Annotated in this window: 17 protein-coding genes; 2 read left to right on the forward strand and 15 right to left on the reverse strand. The window is 63.7% G+C overall.

What is annotated here, in order from left to right:
• Positions 1-32 precede the first annotated feature (32 nt).
• From J8I29_RS19100 to J8I29_RS19130, 7 genes are all read right to left on the reverse strand, one after another.
• On the reverse strand, positions 33-614 hold the full coding sequence (locus tag J8I29_RS19100; protein ID WP_105864958.1) for an NAD(P)H-dependent oxidoreductase: 582 nt from the start codon (positions 612-614) through the stop codon (positions 33-35).
• Positions 614-922, reverse strand: a complete 309-nt coding sequence (locus J8I29_RS19105; RefSeq protein ID WP_209432879.1) for a cupin domain-containing protein — start codon at positions 920-922, stop codon at positions 614-616. The genes J8I29_RS19100 and J8I29_RS19105 overlap by 1 nt, the downstream gene beginning before the upstream one ends.
• A 2-nt stretch (positions 923-924) precedes the next feature.
• The gene (locus J8I29_RS19110) at positions 925-2,334 is read right to left on the reverse strand and encodes an FAD-binding oxidoreductase (protein WP_105864960.1); all 1,410 of its coding nucleotides are present in this window, start codon (positions 2,332-2,334) and stop codon (positions 925-927) included.
• A 38-nt stretch (positions 2,335-2,372) separates the two neighbouring features.
• A complete protein-coding gene (locus J8I29_RS19115; RefSeq protein ID WP_348536083.1) occupies positions 2,373-3,731 on the reverse strand; it encodes a cytosine deaminase in 1,359 nt (452 codons plus the stop codon).
• A 2-nt stretch (positions 3,732-3,733) separates the two neighbouring features.
• Positions 3,734-4,573 (reverse strand): ABC transporter permease subunit, encoded by an 840-nt coding sequence (locus tag J8I29_RS19120; RefSeq protein WP_209432881.1) that lies wholly within the window; start codon positions 4,571-4,573, stop codon positions 3,734-3,736.
• A 50-nt stretch (positions 4,574-4,623) separates the two neighbouring features.
• Entirely contained in the window at positions 4,624-5,418 is a 795-nt protein-coding gene (locus tag J8I29_RS19125) for an ABC transporter ATP-binding protein (protein WP_245197149.1), read from the reverse strand.
• 124 nt (positions 5,419-5,542) lie between these two features.
• A complete protein-coding gene (locus J8I29_RS19130; protein ID WP_105864963.1) occupies positions 5,543-6,559 on the reverse strand; it encodes an ABC transporter substrate-binding protein in 1,017 nt (338 codons plus the stop codon).
• Positions 6,560-6,713: 154 nt separating this feature from the next.
• Between J8I29_RS19130 and J8I29_RS19135 the strand changes: the two genes are divergently transcribed.
• Positions 6,714-7,100: a RidA family protein gene (locus tag J8I29_RS19135; protein WP_209432882.1), complete on the forward strand. Its 387-nt coding sequence runs from the start codon at positions 6,714-6,716 to the stop codon at positions 7,098-7,100.
• A gap of 59 nt (positions 7,101-7,159) precedes the next feature.
• Here the strand turns inward: J8I29_RS19135 and J8I29_RS19140 are convergent, their stop codons facing one another.
• The 3 genes from J8I29_RS19140 to J8I29_RS19150 all read right to left on the reverse strand — a co-directional run bounded on the left by J8I29_RS19140 (position 7,160) and on the right by J8I29_RS19150 (position 9,706).
• Positions 7,160-7,420, reverse strand: coding sequence for a hypothetical protein (locus J8I29_RS19140; protein WP_105864965.1), 261 nt, complete (start codon positions 7,418-7,420; stop codon positions 7,160-7,162).
• A gap of 4 nt (positions 7,421-7,424) precedes the next feature.
• Positions 7,425-8,447, reverse strand: a complete 1,023-nt coding sequence (locus J8I29_RS19145; RefSeq protein WP_105864966.1) for a hypothetical protein — start codon at positions 8,445-8,447, stop codon at positions 7,425-7,427.
• A 200-nt stretch (positions 8,448-8,647) separates the two neighbouring features.
• Entirely contained in the window at positions 8,648-9,706 is a 1,059-nt protein-coding gene (locus J8I29_RS19150) for a GTP-binding protein (RefSeq protein WP_209432883.1), read from the reverse strand.
• A 312-nt stretch (positions 9,707-10,018) separates the two neighbouring features.
• Between J8I29_RS19150 and J8I29_RS19155 the strand changes: the two genes are divergently transcribed.
• Entirely contained in the window at positions 10,019-11,476 is a 1,458-nt protein-coding gene (locus tag J8I29_RS19155; protein ID WP_209432884.1) for a hypothetical protein, read from the forward strand.
• A gap of 213 nt (positions 11,477-11,689) precedes the next feature.
• Here J8I29_RS19155 and J8I29_RS19160 read toward each other — a convergent pair whose 3' ends face one another.
• The 5 genes from J8I29_RS19160 to J8I29_RS19180 form a co-directional block, all read right to left on the reverse strand.
• The gene (locus J8I29_RS19160) at positions 11,690-12,559 is read right to left on the reverse strand and encodes a tetratricopeptide repeat protein (protein ID WP_105864969.1); all 870 of its coding nucleotides are present in this window, start codon (positions 12,557-12,559) and stop codon (positions 11,690-11,692) included.
• A 392-nt stretch (positions 12,560-12,951) separates the two neighbouring features.
• Entirely contained in the window at positions 12,952-13,185 is a 234-nt protein-coding gene (rpsU, locus tag J8I29_RS30310) for a 30S ribosomal protein S21 (protein WP_068285423.1), read from the reverse strand.
• Between the two features lie 136 nt (positions 13,186-13,321).
• On the reverse strand, positions 13,322-14,416 hold the full coding sequence (locus J8I29_RS19170; RefSeq protein ID WP_209432885.1) for a 5-(carboxyamino)imidazole ribonucleotide synthase: 1,095 nt from the start codon (positions 14,414-14,416) through the stop codon (positions 13,322-13,324).
• Positions 14,413-14,937: a 5-(carboxyamino)imidazole ribonucleotide mutase gene (gene purE, locus J8I29_RS19175; protein ID WP_105864971.1), complete on the reverse strand. Its 525-nt coding sequence runs from the start codon at positions 14,935-14,937 to the stop codon at positions 14,413-14,415. Before purE ends, J8I29_RS19170 begins: the two co-directional genes overlap by 4 nt.
• Positions 14,938-15,070: 133 nt before the next feature.
• The gene (locus tag J8I29_RS19180; protein WP_245197150.1) at positions 15,071-15,724 is read right to left on the reverse strand and encodes an alpha/beta hydrolase family protein; all 654 of its coding nucleotides are present in this window, start codon (positions 15,722-15,724) and stop codon (positions 15,071-15,073) included.
• Positions 15,725-15,736 lie beyond the last annotated feature (12 nt).

Here is a 15,736-nt window from a genome sequence, read left to right on the forward strand (position 1 = left end):
ATCCGGTAGAAACTTCTTATCCGGTGCAGTTCTTAAAGCTTGGCCAGCGTCCGCTCCACCTTGGCCAGGAAGGCGGCGCGCGAACGATCCGTCGACAGGTTCATCGAGTAATGGGCCAGATAGTGAAAGCGCGCGAAGGGCTTCACTGCCGCCCGCAGCATGCGGGTAACCACGCGGCGCGGCGGATCGCTCATCAGGAACGCCTTGAGATGCGAACCGCCATAGGTGGTTACCGCCACGACCTTGGTGATGTTGTGCAAATTGCCCTGGACCTTGCCGTCGACCAGGGTGAAGGACACGCCAGGCAGGAAGACCCGGTCGAAGAAACCCTTGAGGATGGCCGGAAAGCCATAGTTCCAGATCGGCGTGACGATCACCAGCACCTCGGCGCGCTGCAGGCGCTCGACATAGCCAGCCACGCCGTCGCGGTTTTTCGCCGTGTCGTGATAGGTGCGCCGCTCGGCGGCCGTGAGCACGGGCTGAAACCCTTCGGCATAGAGATCGCAATCATCGACCTCGTGACCAGACTTGCGCAAGGCCTCCACGGCGCAGCCATGCAGCGCCGCGCCGAAGGATTCCTCGCAGGGATGCGAGAAGAGGACGAGAACCCGCATCAGCCCTTCATCTCGACCTCGACAAAGGCCATGTGGGCCTGGCCGCCGTTGAAGACGTTGTGCTCGACGCCAGCCGGGCGCGAATAGGATGTGCCGGCGGAAAGCGGCACCAGCTTTTCGCCTTGGGCGTCGACGATGCGCAGCGTGCCGTCGACCAGCGGCACCACGGCATAGGGATATTCATGCCGGTGCCAGCCCGTTTCCTGGCCGGGCTGGAAGTCGTAGCGGGTGATTCGCACCCGCTCGTCATCGACCTGCAACGTTCCGGTCGCCAGATTGGTGTCATCCTGATTATGAGCGCCACACATACTCAGACCTCCATTTGCATGCCCCGGAACAGATAGGTCCGGTTCGAAGAATAATCATAATCGGGATCGTCCCAGGCGATCATCTTGCCGGGATTGAGCAGGCCCTTGGGATCAGCCTCGCGCTTGAAGGCGAGCTGCGCCTCGTCGGTCTGCTTCATGCCGCCTTCCTCGAGCGTATAGCGGTGCGGATTGAACACCGGCGCACCCATGTCCTCATGGATGCGGATGATCTCCTCGAGCCGCGCCTCGGTGGTGAACTTGACGAGCGGCAGGCCGAAGCAGGTGATCTTGCCGTCGAAACGCACGAATTCGAGATGGGCCACCACCTCGTCTCCGAAGACGGCATGGATCTTGGAGACGAGTTCGAGCTGGTTGGGGAAGGGATAGAGCGTCTGCAGATAGGTGATGGCGGGGTCGATCTTGAGGGCGCGCAGCGTGGTGTGGTTCCAGCCGAGTTCGTAGATGTCGGGCAGGCCCTTGCGGTCCGCCTCGCTCATATCGGACGTCGAGAACAGCAGCTGGGCGCCCCTTCGGCGGCGGGTGATGGTGAGGAAGGCATCGTAGTTCTGGGGGGCGATCATGGCGCAGACCACGTGCTTGTCGCGCGGGATCCAGCGCCGGTGCCGGTTGAAGTAGTCATGCGCGGCCGGCGCGGCGACCACGGCGAGCTGCTTCTTGAGGATGCCGTCGGCCTCGCCCGTCTCGTTGGCGAAGGCAGCCGCCTCGGCGAGCGTATCGAAGCCGACGATCACGTCGATCCATTTGAAGGCTGTGGTCAGCGGCATCTCGACTTCGGTGATGATGCCATTGGTGCCGTAGGCATGGCTGACCTTGTGCAGATCCTCGCCGGTGAGGTCGAGGATGCGCGGGCTGGCCTCCATCGTCACCACCTTGAGACGGGTGACGTTGCCCCAGTCGCGCAGCCCGCCCCAGGTGATCGAGCCGACACCGCCGGAGCCGCCGGCGACGAAACCGCCGATGGTTGCGGTTTTGGCCGTCGAGGGGTGCAGCCGCAATTCCTGGCCGGAATCAGCCTGAGTCTGCTTGTCGATCTCGGCCATCACCGCGCCGGCCTCGGCGACCAGCACGCCCGGTTCGATCGAGACGATCTTGTCCATGAAGGACAGGTCGAGCACGGCCCCGCGCGACAGCGGCATGGCCTGGCCGTAATTGCCCGTGCCGGTGCCGCGGGGCGTGACCGGGATGTCGAGCGCATAGCAGGCGGCGAGCGTGGCGACGACATCGTCCGTGGATTTGACGAAGACGACGCAATCGCCGGTGACGTGGTCGAGCTCGCGCTTGAGCACCGGCGAATACCAGAAGAAGTCACGGCTCTTCTGCCTGACCAGGGTCGGGTGATCCTCGATGCGAATGTCAGGCAGGCGGGCCTTGAGGGCGGCGATATCGGTCATGCGATCGAACCTGGCGGAGATTTTCGGGGGGCGGGTCTTCAGACCCGCCGATTCGAGCGATCAGGGGTGGTTGGAAGCAGGCGGGTCTGAAGACCCGCCCCCAGCAGCGCATCCAGCTCTTCATAATCGGGCAAAGTGGTATCGATGGCCCGGCCATTGCGCACCACGATGCGGTCTGCCTGAGGCCGGGACAGTAGCTCCGTCCAGTTCCTGGCCTTGAACAGCACGAAATCGGCCGGCCCTCCGACGCGCAGCCGGCCGGCATCGATGCCCATCACCGAGGCTGGCGTCGCCGTAATCGCCTTGGGCCAGTCGCCGAAGGGGTGGTCGAGATGGGCCACCCTGACAGCCTCGCGGAAGACCTCGAGGGCATCGAGATCGCCATAGGCATAGAAGGGGTCGCGGGTATTGTCCGAGGAGACGGCGACATCAACGCCGGCGGCCTGCAATTCATGCAGCAGCGTCACCCCGCGCGAGCGGGGCGTGCGGCCGGAAACGCGGTCCTGCAGATAGAGATTGCACATCGGCAGGGAGACCACGGCGATGCCGGCCTCGGCCACCTTCTCGATGGTCGCCTTGATCTCGTCTTCTTCCTGGCGGGCAAGGGAACAGCAATGACCGACCGTGACCCGGCCGGCGAAACGATGGCGCAAGGCCGCCTCGGCGATGTGATGCAGGGAGCGGGCGGTGGGGTCCTGGGTCTCGTCGACGTGGAAATCGAGGTCGAAGCCATTGTCGGCGGCCAGACGGAACAGCGTATCCAGGCCTTGGTCGAGTTCGGGCACCATATAGGTGACGCCGCCCAGAATGCCGTCATGCGTGCGCAGGGCAGCGGCGATCTCGGACATATGCGCACGATCCGCCACATGCTCGATGGAGAACAGCGCCACCGCCTGCAACTCGATGCTGCCGGCCCATTTCTCGCGCATCTCGGCAAAGACAGGCCAGGAGATGCCGATCTGCTTGCCGATCGAATCGAGATGGGTGCGGATGGCGGACGTGCCATGCGCATAGGCGCAACGCAGCGAGAAATCCATGCGGGCGGCGACGTCGGCGGCCGACCAATGGGCCTCGCGGTCCAGGGTGACATTGTCGAGCGCGCCGAAGAAGGTGCCGTCGGGATTGCGGCGGCGCGGCCAGATATGGCCCTTGTCGAGATGGGTGTGCAGTTCCACGAAGCTCGGAAAGACCATGCCGGTGCTGAGCGCATCGGAGGAGCCCGTCACGGCCTCGATCGCCTCGATGCGTCCGTCGGCGACGGTCAGGGATATGCGCGCCAGGCCGTCCTGGTCGATGCCGGCGAGCCTCTGTGGCACCAGGCAGGCCGGCACGCTGGCCTCGACCGCCCAGCGGCCAGCGGGTGGGATCTTGGCGGCAGTCTGGACGGATTTGGACACGGTCAGTTTTCCCGCTTCAGCGCGCTCTCGTGCCATTTGTGCAGCAGGAGATGCGACAGATAGGACAGGGCGAGGAAGATGGCGATGCCGCTCAGCGACAGCAGCACCAGCGCGGCATAGGCCCGCGGATAGGCAAAATAGCGCGGCGCGAGATAGATGATATAACCAAGCCCGCCGCGGGCGCCGCCCGCGCCGGTGGCGAGCTCCGATACCACGGCGCCGATCAGCGACAGGCCGCCGGCAATGCGTACGCCGCCGAGGAAGTAAGGCAGCGCGCCGCGCAGCCGCAGCAGCCACAGCTTCTGCCAGGACGAAGCGCGGTAGAGCTCGAACAGATTGAGCAGGTTATGGTCGGTCGAGCGCAGGCCGATCAGCGTGTTGGCCAGCACCGGGAAGAAGGCGACGAGCCACACGCAGATCAGGAGCACGGTGGCTTGCGAGAAGATCACCAGCAAGAGCGGCGCCAGGGCCAGGACCGGCGTGACCTGCAGGATGATGGCATAGGGGTAGAGCGTATATTCGACCAGCCGCGACAGCGAGAACAGGATGGCCAGGCAAACTCCGCCCGCCACGGCGAGCACGAAGCCTTTCAAGGTCACTTCCAGGGTGAAGAGCCAGGCCGGCCCCAGTGTTTCCCATTCACGGAAGAAGGCGGCCCAGATTTCGCTGGGAGCCGGTACGACCTTCATCGGCGTGAGGCCGGCGGCGACGCAATATTCCCAAAGTCCCAGCACAACCACCAGAAAGGCGAATGGCAGCAGCCATTTCAGCAGGGCCGGCGGGCCCTGGCGGGATGGTGCGGAAGGGGTGGTGGCATCGTCCGCCGAACTGATCGCGCTCATCCTGTTCCCGGTCCTCTCGATCCAACCTTTGCGATCCAAATTCTTGGCGATCAATGTCCGTCGATGGTCTCGGCGGCCCTGCCGATGGCCGAGGTCAGCGCGGCGGAGGCCTGGCGGCAATAATCGACATAAACAGGCGTGGTGCGGAAGGCTGCGCCACGCGGGCGTTCGGCATCGATGATGAGTTCGGCGAAAGCACGTCCCGGCCGGGCTGCCATCACCACGATGCGGTCGGAAATATAGACGCTTTCGAACACCGAATGGGTGACGAACACCACCGTCCAGCCGAGTTCGGCCTGCAGGCGCATCAGGTCGTCGTTGAGCTTCTGGCGGGTGATCTCGTCGAGCGCGGCGAAAGGTTCGTCCATGAGGAGGAGCCGTGGGCGGGTCACCATGGCCCGGGCGATGGAGACGCGCATGCGCATGCCGCCGGAGAGCTCGCGCGGATAGGCCTGCGCGAAGGCGGTGAGGCCGACGCTGTCGAGGGCCTGCATCACCGCATCGCGGGCAGCCTTTCGCGACACGCCCTTGAGCCGTGAGGGCAGCCAGACATTGTCGAACACGCTGGCCCAGGGCATCAGCGTCGGTTCCTGGAAGACGAAGCCGACGTCGCGGGAGTGATCCATGCCGCCACCCGCCCAGGCCACATTGCCGCTGGAGGCCTCGCCAAGCCCGGCGATGATGCGCAGGGCCGTCGACTTGCCGCAGCCCGACGGCCCCAGCAGAGAGAGGATCTCACCCTGGCGGATGTCGAGATCGAGATGCTGGAGCGCGGTGGTGCCCGAGGAGAACGTCTTGCCCACGTCGCGCAGCGAGACGACGGTCGGGCGGGCAGGAGGGTTCAAGACGGGCCTCCGGCATATCCGATCGGTGGGTCGCCCTCGCGAGACGGATTTTCACAGTAAAGGTAGCGCTGCCCCAGCAAAACAGAGCGCTTCCACCCGGCCGATGAGATACAGTCCACAATACTCACTTCTTGATCAGGTCGGAGCCGACATTCTTGTTCACGAATTTCAGCGTGTAGGCCTTCTTGAAATCGAAATCGGGCTTGTAGAGGCCGACCGCGACCATCTTGTCGAAGAAGGACTTCATGTGCTCGTCGGTCATGGCGCCGATGCCGCTCTTCTCGGCGTCACCCGACATGACGATGCCATAGGCCTTCATCTGCTTGACGGCGAAGGCGAGGTTCTCGTCGGTCATGTCGGGATTGTCCTTCTGGATCGCCGCATTGCCGAGCTTGTTGTCGCCATAGAGATAGGTGGCCCAGCCGATCGCCGAGGCATCGACGAATTTCTGCACCACGTCGGGCTTGCTGTCGATGATGTCCTGACGGGTGACGATCAGGGTCGAATAGGTGTTCCAGCCCTGGTCGGCGATCAGGAAGACATTGGGCTTGAAGCCGCCGCCTTTTTCCACCTGGAGCGGCTCGGACGCCACATAGCCCTGCTGGACCGAACCCTTGTCGGCGATGAAGGGGCCGGGGTTGAAGTCGTAGGGCTTGACGACCTCGTCGGTGAAGCCGAAGGCCGCCTTCATCCAGGCATAGCCGGTGGCCTGGAAATCGGGGCCGATGAAGATGGTTTTAGCCTTCTTCAGATCTTCCCAGCTGTCGAGGCCGACGCCGGGATGCGTCATCAGGATCTGCGGGTCCTTCTGGAAGGTGGCCGCCACCGCGACGAGGGGAATGCCCTCCTTGGCGGCGGAAAAGACCTCGACCAGATTGCCGCCCATGTAGAAATCGTTCTTGCCGGCGACCAGAGCTGTGGCGTTGTTGGCGGTGGGGCCGCCCTGCACGATTTCGACGTCGAGGCCGAACTTCTTATAGGTGCCGTCCGCCACCGCCTGGTAGTAGCCGCCATGCTCACCCTGGGCCAGCCAGTTGGTGCCGAAGCGAACCTTCACGAGGTCCTCGGCATAGGCGCCGTTCAAGCCGGCAAAAACCACTGCCGTCGCTGCAAGCACGGCGGTCTTGAGCATGCTGTTCATTCCTGTCGCCTCAGTTCGGGTTCGTCTTGCGAGGCGCCGGTATTGAAAGGCCGTAACGCCGAGGCCCGATTGTTAGCGCCAATTCATACTTGCACAAGTCGTAATCACGATTAATTTTGCGCCGACGAGATTTTCGAAGAGATCCTTCCCCGCCATGCTTCGCGCCATCACGCCGCCCGCGCTGCGCGCGCCCTTCGCCCGCTACAGCCACGCCATGGAGGTGCCGGCCGGCGCCCGCCTGGTCTTTTGTTCCGGCCAGCTCGGCATCGGCCCGGACGAGGCCATCCCGGAGGGCGCCGAGGCGCAGGCCAGGCTGATCTTCAAGGCCATCGAAGCCATCCTGGCGGAAGCCGGCATGGGGCTCGCTGACATCGTCAGGATCAATGCCTATGTCACCGGCCGCGAACATATGGCCGGCTACATGAAGGCCCGCGACGCCGTGGTCGCCGATCCGCCGCCGGCCTCCACCCTGATGATCGTCTCCGGCTTCACACGGGAGGCGTTCAAGGTCGAGGTGGAGGTGGTGGCGGCAAAGGCATGAGCGCGGCGCTCCCAGCGGATATCCTGCCCCGGCACCTGTAGTTCCAGGGACCTCAAGCGCTACCCGGCCAGCGCCTGTTCGACCTCGGCGCGCTCGACCTCCAGCAGCGGCGCCAGCACCTTGTAGGCCCTGGTCTTGACGCCCGGCTGCATCACCAGGATCACCGTCTCGGTCCCCGGGCAGGCGGCATCGCCGCACTGGATTTCGCTGACGGAGATGGTGGTCTCCTCGCCGAGTGCGAGGATCTCCCGAACCATCTGCTTGATGGCGGCGGCCCTGTCGCGCTCGGCCTGGCTGGATTTGCGGAACAGGCCGAACATCGCCTCAGGCGGCTCCGGGCAAGGTGAGGATGCCGGCGGCGCCATCCTCGGCGCCGAGAGCAAGCTGGGCGCCGTTCTTGTCCCAGGCCAGCGCCGTGATGCCCGAGCCCGGCACCGCGCGGCGGACCAGGATCTCGGAGGCGTCGGTCAGCCGGCAGAGCAGCACGCAGCCATCCTCGTAGCCGAGCGCCAGCACCAGTGCCTTGGGATGGAAGGCGACCCGCGTAACCTTGGCGTGGCGAATGCCGCATTCGCGCGGCGCCTTGCCCATCGGGCCGTCCTTGCTCTGGAAGGGCCAGACGATGCCGGCATCGGCACCCGAGGTCGCCAGCCAGTTGCCGTCATGCGACCAGGAGAAGGAGCGCGTCTTGGAAGGGTAGCCCGACATGCGCATGTGCTTCTTTTCGGCGACCGTCCAGCCATGGAGGGTGTTTTCCTGCATGGACGTGACGATGAAGCGGTTGTCCGGCGAAATCGTGATGTCGAGGTGGCTGCCCTTCCATTCATAGAATTCGGGCGCGGCGCTCGAATTGGGGAACCAGGCCGACACGCCGTTGTAATGGGCGATGGCGAGGCGGTAGCCCTTGGGCATGAAGGCCAGGCCCCGCACGCTGGAAGGCGCCGTCCACTGCTTCACATTGCCCTTTTCGTCACGGGCATAGACGGCCTTGCCGGCCGACCAGGCTGTCGCGCCGCCCGCCGAGACCGCCACCGCGTCGATCCATTTGTTGCCAGCCTCGCCGATCTGGCTGATCTCGCCATTGGCGGAGAGGGCCATGATACGTCCATCGTCGCCGCCGGCGACGAGCGTGCTGGCGTTGGCGGTGACGGCGAGCAGGCCCGCATCACCGAACAGGGCATCGCGCTTTTCTTCGCCGATCTCCGCCCTGAGCACCGTGCCATCGGCCAAAGCGAAGACCGGCGTGCGGCCCAGCCAATGGCAGGCCAGCACATGGCTGCCAGCCTCGATCGGGGTGACGCTTTCGGACAAAGAGGGGAAGGAAGTGGTGTTCAAGGCGGGGCTCATAGACAAGAGGCGGGGATGTTCTGGGGGTGCGCGGCGATTCACCCCTCATCCCCCTGCCGGGACCTCTAGTCAACTCAAGTGAGTTGACGACACCCGCAAGGGGAGAAGGAGTTTGATTCGGCTCGACACATCCCATTGAAATCCCTTCTCTCCTTGCGGGAGAAGGTGGCGGAAGCCGGATGAGGGGTGCAATCTCCTCCCTACGCTGCGCAGGCGCGGAAACCCTTTTCGAGCTCGTCCCGGTTGAGATGGTGCCCGATGAACACCAGGCGAGACTCGCGCTTCTCGTCGGGTCTCCATTCGCGCTGGAGGTCACCGTCCACGATCATGTGCACGCCCTGCAGCACGAAGCGGCGCGGCTCGTCCTTGAAGGCGAGAATGCCTTTCCAGCGCAGGAGATTCGGTCCCTCGCTTTGGGCGATGCGGTCGATCCAGGGCATGAACTTGGCCGGGTCGACATCGCCGTCGATCTTCAGCGACAGGGACTGCATGGTCTCGTCGTGATAGTGCTTCAGGCCGTGATCGTGGTGGTGATGATCATGGCCATGATGATGGTCGTGATCATGGTCATGGTCGTGCTCGTCGACTTCGAGGAAGGCCGGCTCGAGGTCGAGGATGCGGTCGAGATCGAAGGCATTGCGGCCGAGCACGTCTGCGATCGCCACATTGGAGCGCGTCGCCTTATGGAGCTTGGCATAGGGGTTGAGCGCGCGGATGCGCATCTCGACCTCATGCAGTTCGGGTGCGGTGACGAGGTCGGTCTTGTTCAGCACGATCACGTCGGCGAAGGCGATCTGGTTCTTGGCCTCGGGGGCGTCCTTGAGGCGATCTTTCAGCCATTTGGCGTCGGCCACGGTGACCACGGCGTCGAGGCGGGTCTTCTCGGCGACATCCTGGTCGACGAAGAAGGTCTGCGCCACCGGGGCCGGATCGGCCAGGCCCGTGGTCTCCACCAGGATGGCGTCGAACTTGCCCTTGCGCTTGAGGAGGCCATCGATGATGCGGATGAGGTCGCCGCGCACGGTGCAGCACACGCAGCCATTGTTCATTTCGAAAACTTCTTCGTCGGCATCGACGATGAGGTCGTTGTCGATGCCGATCTCGCCGAACTCGTTGACGATGACGGCGAAGCGCTGGCCGTGCGGTTCGGTCAGGATGCGGTTCAGCAGCGTGGTCTTGCCGGCGCCGAGATAGCCGGTGAGAACGGTGACGGGAATTTTGTCGGAGGTCTTATCCTGCGAAGCAATCGTATCGGCCATGGCAATCTCCGGAGCGCGGGCGCGCTCTTGAAAAACGGATAGGCGTGCAGCCGGGGGCGCATTCGTCCCGGCCGCATTCGCTCAGCCTTATATTGGATCGATGCCGTGGGATGTAAGCCCCAAAGTGTGATTCTTCCTGCCGCTCGGAAGATGGAATGCGGTTGTCTTTCCCTGGCTCTGGGAGCCGCTTGCCATCTTTGTGCTCTGGGAACGGCGGAGCGGGCGTGACTATACTGTATCGGTCGACAGACTGCAGATGTCCCGTGCAGATCCAGGCCATAGTGCATCCCTCGATTCAACCGATGTGAACCGATGAGAGTAGCCACCATCCACGATATCTTTCGCTCCAGCGTGCTCGGCATGCCCGAAGCGGATCCTGTCATTGGTCACTGGTTCCACAATAGATTCCTCCAGATTTTGAGACCGCTTCGAGTCGAGGTCGAGCGTGTCTCAATCCTGGCGAATGGCGAACCTTCCCTGCTCGAGGAACTCGCAGCACGCCATGGTTGGCCGCCGGACAAGAGCGGATGGGCGCATGTCTTTTCCCATCCAGACGTGGTCAACCTCATCATGCCGATGCTTGAGCGGCTTCGGACATTTGATCTGGTGCTGGGATTCGAGATGCCCCCCAATCTCATCCGCGCTCTCAATGCCCACGGACAAAGACTGATCGATATCTCGATCGATCCCATTCGCTTCTGTGCGGATTTGTTCCTGCGCATGCGCAGCAACGATTCCGCGCTCCAGGCCCTGCTTGCCGAACGATCCGCTCCCCCCGAACAGGTCGTTGCCGGCGCAGCAGAACTCAAGGCCCGAATGCAGCCGCTGCCCGTCCAGTCAGAGGCAATCGTGTTCGCAGGGCAGGTCCCCGATGACAGCAGCCTGATTGCAGGGAGCCGCATTCAAGGCGCAGCGCCTTTTGTCGATCAAGTGAACGAGATCGCGGCCGGGCGCCAAATTCTGCTGAAGCCGCATCCCTACGCGCCTGGAAATCCCGATCTTGTCACGCTTCATCGCGCCTTGCCCAAAAGCCGCTTCACGCGCGACAACATCTACGCCTTGATGGCAGCTCCGTGGGTTGGAGCTGTCGTCACTCTTTCATCGAGTGTGGCGACGGAAGCCCTGTATTTCGACAAGCCAGGCGTCCGGCTGATCAGCCCCGATGTGGAGTTTGTCGAGCCCGGCGTGATTGGCCCGTTTCAGCGCATCGATGGCCGGGCTTCGAGCGCTTCCTTCTGGGGGGAACTGCTCGATCAGGCAGTCCAGATGCCAAGTCGTGCTTCCCCAGCTTCCCCGTTGCGTCGTCTTTTCGGGGCGAGTTGGGGGCTTCCGCGACCTGCGACGGCCATTCTCCCTTCGCCGCTTTCGCGCGGCGAAACAACGACGAATATCCAACCTTACTGCGTGTTCGGCTGGAGTGGAACGGAGCCGGACGGCGTCCGGAGCGACGGCACATTGGCCGTTCTTCAGATGCCTGCCTGCAATGACGGGATGGCATCGACACTGGTTCTGACACTCAGCGCGTTCGCACCAGATGCGAACCGCCAACAGGAGCTGACTATTTCTTCTCACCCTGCCGGGTTCACGGAAAAAATCATCTTGGCAACCGCTGAAAGACGCGAATTGCAGATTGCCCTGCCGCCGGCTCCGATTGGTTCGACGCTGGAAATTTCGATCGGCATCGATGCCGCGCTCAGCCCCAAGCAACAGGGCATCAATTCGGACGAACGTCGCCTGGGTATAAAGCTGCATCGAATGGCGATTGTCTAAGACCCGCCGTCGTCATGCCATCTACCGGCAATTCGACGGGCGCCTCATCAAAGTCAGGGCCGCATAGGTCAAACGCCTGCCGGACACGAAATTCCCGACGGTCCCAAGCAGCGCCGCTCTCTCATTCCACCATTTCCGCAAAACGACACCTTCCCCGAAGTCGGGGAAGGATCGCTGTGTCCCATTCGACGCGGTTTAAGTCCGCGTCCGCGCTCAGGCGCCGCCGCCGAGGCGGCTGAGGCCGCTCTTGGCCGCGGCATTGCTCGAATCGATCGCCAGGGCGCGCTGGAAGCTTTCGCGCGCCTTCTGGGTGTCGTTCAAGCCGGCCTGGGCATAACCGCGGCCGGCCCAGGAGGCGGCGTTGCGGTTGTTGATCTGCAGGGCCTGGTCGAAGTCGGACAGCGCCTCCTTGTATTTCTGCAACTGCAGATAGGAGCTGCCACGAGAATAATAGGGGGCCTCCGCGCGCGGATCGTTGGAAATCGCCGAGGTGAAGTCGTCGATCGCCACCTCGTGATTGCCTCCGGCCTGACGGATCAGGCCGCGATTGTAATAGGCCTCCGCCGTTTCGGGCTTGATCTTGATGGCCTTGTCGTAGTCGGCCATGGCCTGCTGGGTCTGGCCCTGCAGGCGGTAGATGTTGCCGCGGCCGACATAGGCGGGCGCATAGTTGGGATCGTTGGTGATCACCTGATTGTAGTCGGCAAGGGCCTGGCCGGTCTGACCGGTCTTGCGGTAGACCAGAGCGCGGTTGGCGAGCGCCTGCACGAAGTTCGGATCGATCTGCAGCGCGCGGTTGAAGTCGGAGATGGCCGGTCCGTACTGGTTGGAACGCGCATAGGCCGAACCGCGCATGTTCCAGGCTTCGGGATCGTTGGGGTTCTTTTCGATTACCGAGGAAAGCGAACCGATATCGGCCGAGGAGACCTGCCGGCTGCTGGCATCGCCGTCATCGCCACCGCCGCCGGTGGAGGCGCAGCCGACCAGGCCGAAGCCCGCAACGCCCAGCATCAGGAGGGCGGCGATACGGGAAATGGAGCTTCTGGGTGGGGGTTCTGCCGTGATTGTCGTGGAAAGTGTCATCTTGTCGGTCCGGGTCCATCGAGACGATTTTACAAGGAGGCCGCAAATCTGGCCGTGATCCAACTGCTGCCCATCCTACCGGCCCCATCCCGGCGCCCGCAATGCCTGTGCTCGGCCTTGCGGCCAGGCGCGGTGGGGGCAAGACGGAAACTGAGCCATGATGGTCCGGGCAGAGTGGAAAAAGCGATACGGGGAGCAATCTGCCGGATTAACCTTGCCGGAAAGTAAAACCTTTCCGCCCATCCTGCCGGTTGACGACCGGCTCCACCCTCTTGTTCGAACGCGTCCTGGCGATTCCCGGAGACTCCCGTCAAGCGGCAGCACAAACACAAACGCCCGGCCAAATTGCCCGGGCGTTCGTCCCAACCAGTCGTTTGGTCGGAAAATCCGACTTACTTCTTCACAACGCGGGGCGTTGCGGGAATCAGGCCTTCGCGCTGCAGCTTCTTGCGAGCCAGCTTGCGGGCGCGGCGAACGGCTTCGGCAGCCTCGCGGGCGCGCTTCTCGGACGGCTTCTCGTAGTGGCCGCGCAGCTTCATCTCACGGAAGATGCCTTCACGCTGCATCTTCTTCTTGAGCGCCTTCAGCGCCTGATCAACATTGTTATCGCGAACGAGAACCTGCACGCGTGCTGTCCTATTATCCTGGTGTGAATCGCTGCGGCGGCTTGGCAACAGGAAACCCCGGTGCCAAGGCACCGCCGAATTTGGAAGCGGCGTCATAACAGAAGGGATGGCCGCTGTCCATATTGATTAGCATGGATTAGCGAGATCTCGGGCTGATGCGTGTGACATGGCCCATTTTCCGGCCGGGACGCGCCTCGCGCTTGCCGTAGAGATGCACCGAGGCATTCGGCTCGGCGGCCAGACCCTGCCAGGAATGCACGCTGTCGCCGATCAGATTGGTCATCACGGCGTCGGAATGGCGCTCGGTGGAGCCGAGCGGCCAGCCGCAGACCGCGCGCACGTGGTTCTCGAACTGGCTGACCAGGCAGGCGTTCTGCGTCCAGTGTCCGGAATTGTGCACGCGCGGAGCGATCTCGTTGACCAGGACCTGGCGGTCCGATGTCACGAACATCTCGACGGCGAGCACGCCGACATAGTCGAGCGCGGCGATGATCCGGGCGGCGATGGCGCGGGCCTCGACCTCGACCAGGGATGAAAAGTGCGAAGGCACGATCGACTGGTCGAGAATATGATCGTGGTGCAAATTCTCGGTGAGGTCATAGGTACGAACGGTCCCGTCGTCGGCGCGGACGGCGATGACCGACACTTCCGCCTCGAAGGGAACGAAGGCTTCCAGGATGGCGGGCTGGCCGCCCATGCGCGCCAGCGCCTCCGACAGGTCGCTGCCGGGCCGGATGATGGTCTGGCCCTTGCCGTCATAGCCGAAGCGCCGGGTCTTGAGCACGCTGGGCCGGCCCAGGGCTGCAACCGCGGAGGCAAGGTCGGCATGGCTGTCGACGGCCCGGAATTCGGCGGTACCGATGCCGAGCGAGCGCACGAAGCTCTTTTCCGTCAGGCGGTCCGCGGTGGTTTCCAGCGCCCGCACCGCAGGGAGGACGGGCCGGGCCGCGGAGAGGATGGCTGCCGTTGCGGCAGGGATGTTCTCGAACTCGTAGGTGATGGCGTCCACGCTCTGAGCGAACACCGCAAGCGCCGCTTCGTCCTCATAGGCCGCGCAGGTGAAGCGGTCGGCGACCTGGAAGGCCGGGCTGGTATCATCGGGGCAATAGATATGGCAGCGTATGCCGAGCTGGCCAGCTGCCAGGGCCAGCATGCGGCCGAGCTGGCCGCCGCCTAGAATGCCGAGCGTTCCGCCCGGCGCAACGCGCGGCGTGTGCAGTCCTTGGCTCATGCCTTCACCGTGTCGTCGGAAACGGGATGATCGGCGACCGCAGCCGTCTGGGCGGCGCGCCAGCGTTCGAGCCGCGTCGCCAAGGCCTCATCGCCGAGGGCGAGCACCGCAGCGGCGAGCAAGGCGGCATTGACGGCGCCGGCCCGGCCGATCGCCAGGGTGCCGACGGGTATGCCGGCCGGCATCTGCACGATGGAATGCAGGCTGTCGACGCCCGAAAGCGCCTTGGATTCGACAGGAACGCCGAAGACGGGCAGGGGCGTGAGCGCCGCGGCCATGCCAGGCAGGTGGGCCGCGCCGCCAGCGCCGGCGATGATCAGCTTGAAGCCCTGCGCCTTGGCCGATTTGGCAAAGTCGTAGAGGCGGTCCGGCGTGCGGTGAGCCGAGACGATGCGAGCTTCATAACCGATGCCGAGCGTATCCAGGGTCTGCGCTGCATGGCGCATCGTGGCCCAATCGGACTGACTTCCCATGATGATGGCGACAGGTACGGCCTGCCCAGCCGTAGTGCTGGATGGCATCGGGACTCCCTTCGGTAAAAGGGGTGTCTAGAGCAAGACGTCGGCTTTGGGAAGGCAGCGCATCGTTCTGCGCTTCACCGCATGGCGCATTTTATGCAAAGGCCGCGAACGGGCGAATCGTGGTCCCTGGTGCTCAAACCTGGGCCAGCAAGATTTCGGCGAGCGCTTCGGGCTTCAGCCGCGCGACATTGTGTCCGCAATCGAAAGCAAAGGTCGACCATTCCGGTTCGCTGCTGAGGCGCCGGTGGAGGTCGAGGAACGGGCTGCCTTCCCACCCAAATGCGCCGATGAAGGTCTTGCGCGGCACCTCACGCCAACGCCCGCCGAGACTGATGGACTGGAGAAACGTTCCGATCGGATGCGGCCTGCAGCGGGGATCCATGGAGGCGGGCGGTGCGCAGGTCAGTCCGTCAGCCTTCGCGCCAGCGATGAAGAGATCCCGAAAACGCCGCGTCGTCAGCGACCAGACGGAGTCGCCGGTATCCGGCACATAAGCGTCTACATAGACCAATGCCCGGATCTGTGATGGCGCAGCATCAGCCGCGCCGCTCACGAGCATGCCGCCATAGGATTGCCCGACAAGGACGAGATCGTCCCCGAGAGATCCCACGGCATGAACGACCTCGCCGATGTGAGTCTCGAGATTGGCCGTGGGGGCGGGAACATCGCCGAGGCCCGAAAGCGTGACCGGCGCCGCCTTGTGCCCGTGCGCGATCAGGATCTCCGCCACCCTCTGGTAGACCCAGCCGCCCTGCCAGCCTCCGGGTATCAGGATAAAGGTGGCCATGTCCTTGTTCTC

It is taken from the genome of Labrys sp. LIt4 (assembly GCF_017813775.1).
Taxonomy (GTDB): Bacteria; Pseudomonadota; Alphaproteobacteria; order Rhizobiales; family Labraceae; genus Labrys; species Labrys okinawensis_A.

Coding starts and splice junctions, on each gene's coding strand:
- J8I29_RS19160 (WP_105864969.1), bottom strand. CDS start 12,559: ATGACACTTTCCACGACAATCACGGCAGAACCCCCACCCAGAAGCTCC.
- J8I29_RS19155 (WP_209432884.1), top strand. CDS start 10,019: ATGAGAGTAGCCACCATCCACGATATCTTTCGCTCCAGCGTGCTCGGC.
- J8I29_RS19130 (WP_105864963.1), bottom strand. CDS start 6,559: ATGAACAGCATGCTCAAGACCGCCGTGCTTGCAGCGACGGCAGTGGTT.
- J8I29_RS19105 (WP_209432879.1), bottom strand. CDS start 922: ATGTGTGGCGCTCATAATCAGGATGACACCAATCTGGCGACCGGAACG.
- J8I29_RS19180 (WP_245197150.1), bottom strand. CDS start 15,724: ATGGCCACCTTTATCCTGATACCCGGAGGCTGGCAGGGCGGCTGGGTC.
- J8I29_RS19110 (WP_105864960.1), bottom strand. CDS start 2,334: ATGACCGATATCGCCGCCCTCAAGGCCCGCCTGCCTGACATTCGCATC.
- J8I29_RS19170 (WP_209432885.1), bottom strand. CDS start 14,416: ATGAGCCAAGGACTGCACACGCCGCGCGTTGCGCCGGGCGGAACGCTC.
- purE (WP_105864971.1), bottom strand. CDS start 14,937: ATGCCATCCAGCACTACGGCTGGGCAGGCCGTACCTGTCGCCATCATC.
- J8I29_RS19135 (WP_209432882.1), top strand. CDS start 6,714: ATGCTTCGCGCCATCACGCCGCCCGCGCTGCGCGCGCCCTTCGCCCGC.
- J8I29_RS19145 (WP_105864966.1), bottom strand. CDS start 8,447: ATGAGCCCCGCCTTGAACACCACTTCCTTCCCCTCTTTGTCCGAAAGC.
- J8I29_RS19120 (WP_209432881.1), bottom strand. CDS start 4,573: ATGAGCGCGATCAGTTCGGCGGACGATGCCACCACCCCTTCCGCACCA.
- J8I29_RS19150 (WP_209432883.1), bottom strand. CDS start 9,706: ATGGCCGATACGATTGCTTCGCAGGATAAGACCTCCGACAAAATTCCC.
- J8I29_RS19100 (WP_105864958.1), bottom strand. CDS start 614: ATGCGGGTTCTCGTCCTCTTCTCGCATCCCTGCGAGGAATCCTTCGGC.
- J8I29_RS19140 (WP_105864965.1), bottom strand. CDS start 7,420: ATGTTCGGCCTGTTCCGCAAATCCAGCCAGGCCGAGCGCGACAGGGCC.